Raw genomic sequence first — 11,522 nt, forward strand, 5'->3', positions numbered from 1 at the left:
CACCGAACCCCCGGCCCCCGACCCCGAGCGCCGCCGGCTCTTCGCCGATCTCACCCCGCTGCGGACCTCGGCCGACTACCGCCGCCTCTGGTTCGGCAACACCGTCTCCTGGGTCGGGCAGGGCATGACGGCGCTCGCCGTCTCCCTCCAGGTGTACGACATCACCCGGTCGCCCTTCTCCGTCGGGCTCGTCGGGCTGTTCTCGCTCGTCCCGCTCGTCTGCTTCGGGCTGTACGGCGGCGCCATCGCCGACACCGTCGACCGCCGCAAGCTCGGGCTCTACAGCGCATGCGGCTCCGCCGTGCTCTCGGTCGCGCTCGCCACCGCCGCGTTCGCCGGGTTCCACCGGGTCTGGTTCCTGTACGGAATCGTCGCCCTCCAGGCCGTCTGCGCCGCGCTGAACGCGCCCGCGCGCAGCGCGATGATCCCCCGGCTCCTGCCGCCCGAGCAGCTGCGGGCCGCCAACGCGCTGAACTCGATGGTCACGACCTTCGGCATGCTCGTCGGGCCGAGCCTCGGCGGGCTGATCGTCGGGTTCGCCGGGTACCAGACCGCGTACCTCGTCGACGCCGTCGCCTTCGCCGCGAGCCTGTACGCGATGTGGCGGCTGCCGTCGATGCTTCCGGACCGGAAGGAAGGCGGCAAGAGGGCCTCCGTGCTCGACGGGCTGCGGTTCCTCGCGACCCGGCCCAACCTCCGTATGACGTTCTTCTCGGACTTCTGCGCGATGATCCTCGCCCACCCCCGCGCCCTGTTCCCCGCCGTCGCCGTGCTCTGGTTCGGCGGCGACGCGAAGACCGCCGGACTCCTCGTCGCCGCCCCCGCGTTCGGCGCGCTGCTCGGCGGGGTGCTCTCCGGCTGGCAGGGGCGTGTCCGGCATCACGGGCAGGCGATCCTGATCGCCGTCGCCTGCTGGGGGACCGCCATCGCCGTCTTCGGGCTCACCCGGAACCTCTGGCTGGGGCTGCTCCTGCTCGCGCTCGCCGGGTACTCCGACACCGTCTCGATGATCTTCCGGAACACGATGATGCAGGTCGCGGCACCGGACGAGATGCGCGGCAGGCTCCAGGGCGTGTTCATCGTGGTGGTCGCCGGCGGGCCCCGGCTCGGGGACTTCCTCGCGGGCTCGGTTGCCGATCTGACCTCGCCCGCGGTCGCCGTCACGGGCGGCGGAATCGCCTGTGTCGTCGCGGTCGGTGCCCTCGCCCTGTACGGGCGCGGTTTCCGCCGGTACGACGCGCTCGACCCGACTCCGTGAGCAATTCTCCCCGAACGGCACGTCCTGTTCTGGCGGTTGGCCGCCACGGCACATAACCGCCAGGACCGAACGGAGTCAACTCCCGTCCACCTGGCCAAGACTCCTCGCGGCACCCGGAAACACCCCCGACCCCGGGTCCACGAGGAGTTCGAACGATGACGTCGAGGACCACACCCTTCGACAGAGGAAGGGCCGTGCTGATCGCCGCGGGCATCTCCCTCGTGATGCTCTCGGCCGGGCAGACCGCCGCCGCCGGGAACACCGCCGCCGCCGTACCGGACACCTTCAAGGGGGCGGCGGCGAGCACCACCGTCACCCTCGTCACCGGAGACCGCGTCACCCTCACCGACCTCGGCGGCGGCCGGCAGACCGTCACCGTCGACCGGGCCAAGGGCGCCACCGGCGCGATACGCAGCCAGATCTCGGACGGCCGGGTCACGGTCGTCCCCGACGAGGCCCGCCCCTATCTGGCCTCCGGCGCGCTCGACCCGCGCCTCTTCGACGTCACCGGTCTCGTCGAGCAGGGCATCACCGGTGACCTGCCGCTGATCGTCACGTACGGCGGCAAGGGCGCCCGTACCGCCGCGGCGGCCCCGCGCGGTGCCGAGACCGTACGCCCGCTGCCCAGCATCGGCGGCGCCGCCGTCACCGCCACCGACCCCGCAGCCTTCTGGCAGGGCTTCACCGCCGCCCCGCACGCGCGGACCGCCACCCCCGGCAAGGTCTGGCTCGACGGCCGGGTCAAGGCCGCCATGGCCGAGTCCAACGCGCAGATCGGGACCCCGAAGGCCTGGGAGGCCGGGCTCACCGGCAAGGGCGTGAAGGTCGCCGTCCTCGACACCGGCGCCGACCTCGCCCACCCCGACCTCGCGGGCCGGGTCACCGAGTCCAAGTCGTTCATCGCCGGTGAGGAGGTCGCCGACCGCAACGGCCACGGCACCCACGTCGCCTCCACCGTCGGCGGCAGCGGCGCCGGCTCCGACGGCAGGGAGAAGGGCGTCGCCCCCGGCGCCACCCTGGCCGTCGGCAAGGTCCTCAGCGACGAGGGCTCCGGTTCCGAGTCGGAGATCATCGCCGGCATGGAGTGGGCCGCCAAGGACGTCGACGCCAAGATCGTCTCGATGAGTCTCGGCTCCCGCGAACCCAGCGACGGCACCGACCCGATGGCCCAGGCCGTCAACACCCTCACCGCCGAGACCGGCGCCCTCTTCGTCATCGCCGCCGGAAACTCCGGCGCCCCCGGCTCCATCGGCTCGCCCGGGGCCGCCGACTCCGCCCTCACCATCGGCGCCGTCGACTCCGCCGACGAGGCCGCCTACTTCACCAGCCAGGGTCCCCGCTACGGTGACCAGGCCCTCAAGCCCGACCTGTCGGCGCCCGGCGTGGACATCCTCGCCGCCCGCTCCCAGCTCGTCTCCGGCAGCGGCCTCTACACCTCCATGAGCGGTACGTCGATGGCGACCCCGCACGTCGCCGGTGTCGCCGCCCTGCTCGCCGAGCGGCACCCCGACTGGACCGGCGCCCAGCTCAAGAGCGCGCTGATGTCCTCGTCGAAGACGCTCGACGCCTCCTCGTACGCACTCGGCTCCGGACGGGTCGACGTGGCCGCCGCGATCGCCGCGAACGTCACCGCGACCGGCTCCGCCGACCTCGGCTTCGTCGCCTGGCCGTACGAGTCGAACAAGCCGGTCACGAAGACCGTCACCTACACCAACTCCTCCGACGCCCCGGTCGAGCTGAACCTGGCCGTCGAGGGCATGCCGGCCGGTGTCGCCGCCCTCGCCGACACCACCCTCACCGTCCCCGCCCACGGGACCGCGAGCACCACCGTCACCGGTGACGGCACCCAGGCCCCCGTCGGCCAGTCCTCCGGCCGGGTCACCGCCACCGCCGCCGGCACCGTCGTCGCGCACACCGCGCTCGGCCTGGTGAAGGAGGAGGAGCGCTACACCCTCACCGTCCACGTCAAGGACCGTGACGGCGCCCCCACCCCCGCCCACCTCGGCGTGAAGCAGCTCGCCCAGGGCACCGACCCGTTCCCGGCCACGGTCGGCGAGTCCGGCACCCTCGAACTCCGCCTGAAGCCCGGCACGTACACCGTCGACACCTTCCTCGACGTCCGCGGCTCCCACGGCAAGGACTCCCTCGGCCTCGGCTTCCTCACCGCGCCGGAGATCACCCTCGACCGCGACCGTGAGATCACCCTCGACGGACGGCAGCTCCGCGAGATCCGCGCCGAGGTCGAGAAGCGCACCGAGACCCGGCAGCTCCTGATGGAGTTCGACCGCGACGCCAACGGCGCCTCGTACGGCGGAGCCGTCCAGGTCCCGCCGATGTACGACTCGATCTTCGCGGCGCCCACCGCCAAGCCCGCCACCGGCACCTTCGAGTACCGGACGGTCTGGCGCCTCGGCAAGCCCATGCTGGAGGCGAGCGTCGACGGCACCCGCCTCTCCGAGGCCACCCCGCAGTCCGGCGGAAGCCTCCTGGAGGGCGTCCACCGTCTCGGCCTCGTCGACGCGGGCACGGGAACCCCCGCCGAGTACACCGGAAAGAACGTCACCGGCAAGGCCGTCCTCGTCCGGCTGACCGAGGGCGCCGACCCGAAGCAGCTCGCCCAGAACGCCCAGGACGCGGGCGCCAAGGCCCTGTTCGTCACCGACGACCAGCCCGGCCGGCTGATGAAGTTCTTCGGCACCGCCGACTACGAGGACCGGCCGCTCGCCGTCGCCACCGTCAACACCGCCGACGCCCAGCGGCTCGCCGCCGCCGCGGCCCGCGGCAAGCGCGTCGACCTGACCGGCACCCGCTTCACCCCGTTCACCTACGACCTCTCCGAGGGCCACCCCGGTGCCATCGGCAAGGACCTCGTCTTCCGGCCCGACGAGGACGAACTCGCCACCGTCCACTCCACCTTCTACGCGCCCACCAAGCGCGAGGAACTGGGCGGCGAGTTCCGCTACTCGATCACCGACACCTTCCCGATCGGTTTCGGCTTCAAGGAGTGGATCTCCTTCCCGACCGAGCGCACCGAGTACGTCTCCACCGGCACCGGCCAGCGCTGGCACGAGTCCGTCGACCTCGGCGACTCCCTCGAACAGCGCGGCGGCACCCCGTCCTACCGGGGCGGCAGCCGGGTCGACCTCGACTGGTTCGGCCCCGTCTGGCACCCCTGGCTGGGCACCGGCCTCGGCTGGGGCCAGCAGCGCACCGGCAACGACCTGCGCTTCAACACCCCCGGCTGGGGCGACTCCGGCACCGACCACACCGGCTTCGGCAACGTGTGGAACGACGACTCGATGACGCAGTACACCGAGGTGTACGTCAACGGCACCCGTGTCGACCGCAAGATGAGCTCCGGCGCCTACGCCTGGGACGCGCCGGCGGAGGAGGCGACCTACAAGGTCGTCACCGACACGGCGCTCGACCCGGCGCGCTGGCGGCTCGCCGGCAAGGGCCACAGCGAGTGGACCTTCCGCTCCGCCGAGACCCCCGGCGACAAGGTCACGTACCTGCCGATGCTCAACCTCGGCTTCGACGTGGACACCGACATCGACGGTGACGTCCGCGCCGGACGCAAGCTGTCCGTCGGGATCTTCGCCGAGTACGTGAAGGGCGCGGCCGGCACCGGCACCATCACCGGCGGCACCCTGGAGGTCTCCTACGACGAGGGCGCCACCTGGACGAAGGTCGCCCTCAAGAAGGCGCGGCACGGCGCCGCCTGGGACGGCGAGCTGCGCGTCCCGTCCGGCGCGGGCTCCGTCTCGCTGCGGGCCGGGGCGAGCGACGACCGGGGCGGCTCGGTCACGCAGGAGCTGATCCGCGCGGTGGGCGTGAAGTAGCCACCCGTCAAGGGCGAAGGCCGGGCCCCCTCCTGCTCGCTGCGGGAGGGGGCCCGACTCCGTGCGCTCAACTGCCGGCGTTCAAGGCCTTCTTCAGGACCTTGCCCAGGTCGTTGCGGGGGAGGGCGTCGAGGTGGCGCACCACCCGGGGCCGCTTGTGCGGGGCGAGCAGGCCCGCGACGTGATCGGCCAGCTCCTCCGCCGTCGGGGGCTTCTCCCCGTCCTCCGGCACCACCCAGGCCACGATCCGCTCGCCCAGGTCCGGGTCGGGCTCGCCGGTGACGGCCGCCTCGCGCACCCCGGGGTGGTCGAGGAGCGCGTTCTCGATCTCGCCCGCCCCGATCTTGTAGCCGCCGCTCTTGATCAGGTCGGTCGCCTTGCGGCCGACGAGCCGCACCGCGCCGTCCGCCTCCCGGACCGCCATGTCGCCGGTGCGGAACCAGTCGCCGTCGAAGGCCGCGGCCGTCGCGTCCGGCCGGTTGAGGTAGCCGGAGAACAGGTTCGGGCCGCGCACCTGCACCTCGCCGACCGTCTCCCCGTCGAGCTCCTCCAGCACGGAGCCGTCCTCGTCGACGAGCCTCAGGTCCACGCCCGCGAGCGGGGGGCCGACGGTCCCGGGGCGCGGTTCGCCGCCCGGCAGGACGCTGGTGTTCATGAGCGTCTCGGTCATCCCGTACCGCTCCACCACCGTCCGGCCCGTCGCCGCCGCGATCCGCTCGTGGTCGTGGACCGGGAGCGCCGCGGACCCGGAGACGAGGAGCCGCGCCCCGGCCAGCGCCCGGACCAGCCCGGTGTCCTCGGCCAGCGCGTCCGCGAGCCGGTGGTACATGGTCGGTACGCCGAACAGCATCGTGCCGCCACCGCCCAGCTCCCGCGTCACGCCCTCCACCGAGAACGCGCCCAGGTGCCGGACCTCGCCGCCCCGCCGCAGCGGCCCCAGGATCCCGAGGATCAGCCCGTGCACATGGAACAGCGGCAACGCGTGCACGAGGACGTCGTCGGCCGTCCACGACCAGGCCTCGGCGAGCGCGTCGAGCGAGGCGGCGATCGCCCGCCGGGACAGCAGGACACCCTTCGGCGGGCCGGTGGTGCCCGAGGTGTAGACGATCAGGGCGGGCGACTCGGCGTCGGCCGCCGCCGGGACCGTCGGGCCGCTCGCCGTCAGGTCCACGACGATCCGGGGGAGCCCGGCGAGGCCGGCGGGCAGCACGTCCCCGGCACCGGTGAGCACGGCCGTGGGCCCGCTGTCGTCGAGGATGTGCGCCAGCTCGCGCTCACCCGTCCGCGGATTGAGCGGTACGGCGGGCACGCCGGCGAGCAGGGCACCGACGACCGCGACGGCCGTGTGCGCGGTCGGCGTGGCCCAGACGGCGACCCGCGGGGCACCCCCGATCCGCCCCGCCAGGGCCCCGGCGGCCCGCGCCAGCTCCTCGTACGTCAGGGCGTCCGGACCGCAGCGCAGCGCGGGCCGGTCGGAAGGGGCCGCAAGGGCCGGGAAGAGCGCACTCACCGGTCGTACTCCTCGGGTCGATGTCGAGATCGAGGGTTCCGGGAGGCATTCTGCCGTCCGTCAGCGACGGCCCGCCGTGACCTTCGTCGCCTCCGGCGTCGGGCCCTCGCCCTCCGGGCGGATTCCGCGCATGCGGCCCCACGCGTACACACAGCCCGCCAGCGCCAGGTCCGACAGCAGCATGAAGCCGATCGAGTACGAGCCCTTCGCGCTGTAGATCGCGCCCATCACCAGCGGCGGCAGGAAACCGCCCAGGCCGCCCATCGCACCGACGATGCCCGTCACACTGCCGACCTTCGCCTGCGGAGTCACCTGCGACACCAGCGCGAACACCGAACCGCTCGCCGTGCCCAGACCCGCCGCCATGATCAGCAGGGCGGTCGTGCCGCCCGGGTTCAACGGCGGGTCGAAGGCCTGGACGATCGCGAGGAGCGCCACCACGCCGAGCGCGGCGGCCGTCACGAGTGCCGGATGGATCCGGTCCGAGAGCCAGCCGCCGATCGGCCGGAAGACGACGGTCACCAGCGCGAAACCGGCCGCCTTCGTTCCCGCGTCCGTCGGATCGAGCTCGTACCAGGTCTTCAGATACGTCGGCAGGTAGACGCCGAACGCCACGATGCCGCCGAAGCCGATCGCGTACAGCGCCGACAGCTCCCACGTCACCCGCAGCCGCCCCGCCGCACCCAGCCGGGTCGCCAGGGAGGCGGTGGGCACCGGCCGGTCGGGCCGGTCGGTGATGAGGAACGTCGCGACCACCGCGTACGCCGCGAGCGCGACCGCCACCACGATGAACGGCAGGTTCTCGCCGTGCTTCGCGATGCGCGGCGTGAGGTAGCCGGAGAGCGCCACACCGCCCATGCCCATGCCGAACACACCGAGCGCCAGACCGCGCTTCTCGGGCGGGAACCAGGAGTTGACCAGCGGGATGCCGATCGCGAACGTCGTGCCTCCGAGACCGAGGAGGAAGGCGACGACCAGCAGCAGGCCGTAGTTGTCCTTGACCACGACGAGCAGCAGGACGGGGATGATCGTCAGCGCCGAGACCAGCGGGAACATCAGCTTCGCGCCGTACCGGTCGGTCAGCGCGCCGGCCGGGATGCGGCCGAGCGAGCCGACGAGGACGGGGACCGCGACGAGCAGCGACTGCTCGAAGGAGCTGAGTTCGAGCCGGTCGCCGTACCAGCTGGCGAGGGGCGCGATCAGGTCCCATGCCCAGAAGGTGAGCGTGAAGCCGATGGTGGCCGTCACCAGGTTGCGGTAGGCCGCCGCGGTCGGGGGCTTGGTCTCGGTGTCCACGCCTCCAGTCAAGATCGGGGCGGGGTGGGCGGCGCGCGGGGCTGCTCCGTACGAGTGTCCCCGTACGCGGGGCTTCGTACGGGGGTCTCCGGCCCGGTGTCCGCGTTCGGTGTCCTGGTCCGGGGTCGTCGGGCGGTGTCCCGGTCCGGTCGTCGGTCGGTGTCCCGGGCCGGTGTCGTCGGTCGGTGGTCCCGGTCCGGTCATCCCCGTACCGGCAGGACCTACGGCCAGCTCACCGTCGTCGGCGGAGTGCCGTCGTCCGTGACCCGCAGCCGGGCCCCCTCGTCCCCGACCGACACCTCCACGGTCATCGCGCCGACCCCCGACCGCCGGTGGGCCGCCGCGAGCGCCCCGCGCAGGATGGCCAGGAGCCTGTCGGCCGTCTCCTCGTCGATGAGGGTGTCGACGGCTCCGGCGAAGTGCACGGACGGCTGGAAGCCGAGCAGGACCGCCGCCCCGCCGGTCTCCCGCAGGACCTTCCCGCGGAAGGACGTCGGGGCGTCCGCCGGGGGCTGCTGGAGCGCGAAGATGGTCGTACGGACCTCCTGGATCGTGGAGTCCAGCTCGTCCACCGCCCGCCCGAGCAGCGCGTTGTCCTCGGAGGAGTCGACCGCCCGCCGCCGGGTGGACTCCAGCATCATCTCCGTGGCGAACAGGCGCTGGACGACCAGGTCGTGCAGATCGCGGGCGATCCGGTCCCGGTCCTCGTACACCGCGAGCCGCTCCCTGTCGTGCCGCGCGTCGGCGAGGACCAGCGCGAGCGCCGCCTGCGAGGCGAACTGCGAGGCGAGGAACCGGTCGACGGCCGTGTACGGCCGGTCTCCGCGCCGGCGGGGGAGGGCGAGCGTGCCGATGAGCTTTCCGCCGCTCTGCAGCGGCAGCATCATCGACGGCCCGAAGCGGGACCGGACATGGGTGGTCATCCGGGGGTCCGTCGCGGAGTCCTCGACGAACACGGGCTCCCCGCCGAGGAGCTGGACGAGGACGGGGGAGCCGGGCGCGATCGCCGTCCCCACCAGGTCGCCCGGATCGTCCGTCGTCGAGGCGGCGACGATCTCCATCCCCCCTTCGCGGGTGGGCTGGAGGACGGCTCCGGCCGAGGCGTCGGCGAGGATACGGGCCTGCTCGGCGACGGTCGTCAGCGCGTTCTCCGCGGACGCGCCGGTCAGCAGGGCCGTGGTCACCGCGGCCGCGCCCTCGATCCAGCGTTCCCGCTGCCGGGCGGTCTCGTACAGCCGGGCGTTGCCGATGGCGATGCCGGCCTGCGAGGCGAGGACCCGGAGCAGGGAGAGGTCCTCCTCGGTGAAGCCGCCGTCGCGCTTCTCGGTGAGGTACAGATTGCCGAAGACCTCGGTGTGGACCCGGATGGGGACGCCGAGGAAGGTGTGCATCTCCGGGTGCCCCGCGGGTACGCCGGAGGAGCGCGGGTCGGCCGCCAGGTCGTCGATCCGCAGCGGCCGCTGGTCCTGGAGGAGGACGCCGAGCAGCCCGGTGTGGCCGTCGGGGAGGCCCCCGACGAGCCTCCGCTCCTCGTCCGTCATGCCGGCGGTGAAGAGCTCGGTGATGCGGCGGCGCTCGGGATCGACGACCCCGAGCGCGCCGTAGCGGGCGCCGGTGAGCTCGGTGGCGGAGTCCACGATGTGCTGCAGGGTGGTGCGGAGTTCGAGGTCCGTGCCGACACTGAGGACGGCTTCGAGCAGCATGGGCAGGCGGGGCGCGTCCTCGTCCGTGTCCCCGTCCCGGTCCTCGTCCATGATCGTCATGATCTCATTGTCGTACGAATCATTCGGTTTCGCCGGATTGTGTCCGCCCGGAACTCAGTCCTCGTCGGTCAGCGGGTTCCGCTCCGACAACGGGTCGAGGACCATCGGCTGGACCTTGCCCTCCAGCATCGCGCCGAGGCCCAGGACCGCGCAGACGTCGGGCCGTTCGGCGATGTGGACCGGCATGCCGGTCGCCTCGCGCAGCATCTGGTCGAGTCCCGGCAGCAGGGCGCTGCCGCCGACCATCATGATCCCGCGGTCCGCGAGGTCGGCCACCAGGTCCGGCGGGCAGTCCCGCAGCACCTTCCCGATGCCGTCGAGGACCGCCGTCAGCGGGGTGTGGATGGCCTCCCGTACGGCGGCGGTGTCGACGGTCACCGAGCGGGCCAGGCCCGTGGCGACGTCACGGCCGTGGATCTCGGTCCAGGCCGGACCGTGGGGCGTCAGGCCGTTGCCGCTGAGGGCGAGTTGGAGCGGGCGGACCGACTGGCTCGGCAGCATCAGCTCGTGGTGGTGGCGCAGGTGCTGGATGACGGCGTGGTCGATGGCGTCGCCGCCCACCGGCATCCGCTCCGCCGTGACGATCGAACCGAGCGAGAGCACCGCGACCTGCGTGGTCGCGGCCCCGCACACCAGGATCATGGTGGCGGTCGGCTGCTCGACCGGCAGGCCGCAGCCGACGGCCGCCGCGATCAGCGTGTCGACCAGCTCGACGCGGCGGGCCCCCAGACCGACGAGGGTCTCCACGGCGGCGCGCTGGGCGAGCGGGTCGCTGTCGTGCGGGGTGCAGGCGGCGGCGCGCAGCCGGGGCTTGCGGCGGAGCTGACGGCGCAGCTTCTCGCCGAGGAGGTGACGGAGCATGCGCTGCGCCATCTCGATGTCGACGACCGTGCCGCCCGAGACCGGGCGGACGACCCGGATGTAGTCCGGGGTGCGGCCGGTCATCTTCTCGGCCAGCGCGCCGACGGCGATCAGCGCTCCGGTGCGGGTGTTGACGGCGGCGACGCTCGGCTCGTCGACGACGAGTCCGGCGCCCTTGACGAAGACCCGGGTGCGGGCGGCACCCAGGTCGACGGCGACATGGCAACGACGCAGCTGCTCAAGGCTGACGGTCACGGCGGATCCTCCGGAGTGCGGTGCTGGCACGGGCGAGGTGGGTTCGCGTTACGCGGTCCTCCTGGCATCGTCCGGCCGTCCGGGGCGCGGCGCGCGCTGGGCTGCGCCGCCCGGGGCCCGCCTTGGTGCGCCCGGCAGGACGTACCGAAGCGGGAGAATCACGACGCACCGCCGACGACCTGCGGTTTCCTCACAGAATCCTCACTTCCGCGCCTACCTGTGGCCGTACCCGGCCGCATAGCCTGCGGGCCCCATGGACTACTGCCACGCGTGCCGGCGGCATCTCAACGGGGCCCTCGCCTGTGCCGGGTGCGGGACTCCCGTCGAGGAACTGCGGTACGAGACCCCCCACATGTCCGGCCGGCCGGCCGAGCCCGTCCAGGCGTTCCCGTCGGCCCCGCCGGTGGAGCCTGCCGGGCCCAGGGCCGAGTACGGCGTCGGGCCCGGGTACGGTGCCGGGCCCGACGCCGCGCCGGCGCCCGAGCACGTCTACGAACTCGACGTCCTCGAACCGCCCCGCCCGGCCCCCGGCGGCCGCCGCGCCGCCCGCGTCGCCACGCAGGGCCGGTCCGCCGACCGCGGCCGCTCCGCCGCCCGCAAGGGCCGCCGCGCGCGGAGCCGCCGGGGCCGTACGGTCCTGGTGGGAACCCTCGGTCTGGTGCTCGCGGCGGGTTCGCTGAGCCTGGCCCGGCTCGCCATGGAGGACCCGGAGCAGGCGGGCGCCGCCACGGCGGTGG

At 73.3% G+C, this 11,522-nt stretch carries 7 protein-coding genes; 3 read left to right on the forward strand and 4 right to left on the reverse strand.

Annotation, left to right across the window (positions count from 1 at the left end):
- Together AOK00_RS05775 and AOK00_RS05780 are read left to right on the forward strand one after the other, a co-directional pair.
- A partial coding sequence (locus AOK00_RS05775; RefSeq protein WP_055599234.1) for an MFS transporter occupies positions 1-1,258 on the forward strand: 1,258 nt, incomplete at its 5' end.
- A 155-nt stretch (positions 1,259-1,413) separates the two neighbouring features.
- Positions 1,414-5,100 (forward strand): S8 family serine peptidase, encoded by a 3,687-nt coding sequence (locus AOK00_RS05780; protein WP_055599235.1) that lies wholly within the window; start codon positions 1,414-1,416, stop codon positions 5,098-5,100.
- A 67-nt stretch (positions 5,101-5,167) separates the two neighbouring features.
- On the opposite strand, the gene AOK00_RS05785 is transcribed toward AOK00_RS05780, so the two are convergent.
- The 4 genes from AOK00_RS05785 to AOK00_RS05800 all read right to left on the reverse strand — a co-directional run bounded on the left by AOK00_RS05785 (position 5,168) and on the right by AOK00_RS05800 (position 10,785).
- A complete protein-coding gene (locus AOK00_RS05785; protein ID WP_055599236.1) occupies positions 5,168-6,610 on the reverse strand; it encodes an acyl-CoA synthetase in 1,443 nt (480 codons plus the stop codon).
- 60 nt (positions 6,611-6,670) lie between these two features.
- Positions 6,671-7,906 carry an MFS transporter gene (locus AOK00_RS05790; RefSeq protein ID WP_055599237.1) on the reverse strand — a complete coding sequence of 412 codons (1,236 nt, stop codon included), beginning with the start codon at positions 7,904-7,906 and terminating at the stop codon, positions 6,671-6,673.
- A gap of 221 nt (positions 7,907-8,127) precedes the next feature.
- Positions 8,128-9,669 (reverse strand): sensor histidine kinase, encoded by a 1,542-nt coding sequence (locus AOK00_RS05795; protein ID WP_107097315.1) that lies wholly within the window; start codon positions 9,667-9,669, stop codon positions 8,128-8,130.
- Positions 9,670-9,723: 54 nt separating this feature from the next.
- Positions 9,724-10,785 (reverse strand): rod shape-determining protein, encoded by a 1,062-nt coding sequence (locus tag AOK00_RS05800; RefSeq protein WP_030321900.1) that lies wholly within the window; start codon positions 10,783-10,785, stop codon positions 9,724-9,726.
- 253 nt (positions 10,786-11,038) lie between these two features.
- On the opposite strand from AOK00_RS05800, the gene AOK00_RS38925 reads away from it, so the two are divergent.
- The coding region (locus tag AOK00_RS38925; RefSeq protein WP_437441392.1) for an SCO2400 family protein at positions 11,039-11,522 on the forward strand (484 nt) is incomplete at its 3' end.

Origin of the sequence: Streptomyces aureus (assembly GCF_001418135.1) — a bacterium.
Taxonomy (GTDB): Bacteria; Actinomycetota; Actinomycetes; order Streptomycetales; family Streptomycetaceae; genus Streptomyces; species Streptomyces aureus_A.